Source organism: Faecalibacterium sp. DFI.5.82 (assembly GCF_029076575.1).
Classification (GTDB): Bacteria; Bacillota; Clostridia; order Oscillospirales; family Ruminococcaceae; genus Faecalibacterium; species Faecalibacterium duncaniae.
On the sequence record NZ_JARFIS010000712.1, the window covers coordinates 1 to 302 of the forward strand.

The window sequence follows — 302 nt, forward strand, 5'->3', positions numbered from 1 at the left end:
GCACTGAAAGCCGGGATGGACGGCCACATTGCAAAGCCGCTGGATATCCCGCACCTGCTGCAGGTCCTAATGAAGGCGGGCACATTGATCAGAGCGGAGATGGATTCCACGCCCTGACGCAGCACATTATCGGCGGCCTGGAAGGCGTTCATCAGGGTGATCTTTTCCTGGCTGATCATCTTCAGGCGCTCATTCGGGATAACGATCAGGCTGTCAACGTGCATGAGCAAATTTGCAATGCCCTTCTCCTTTGAGGGCAAGCGCAAGATGGGCCTGGCAGAGCAGGGCATTGCAAATTTGCT

1 pseudogene is annotated in these 302 nt (G+C 55.6%); it reads right to left on the minus strand.

The features are described from left to right. Positions 1-71: 71 nt before the first annotated feature. Positions 72-302: pseudogene (locus tag P0G09_RS18565) on the minus strand (hypothetical protein); the annotation flags it as partial.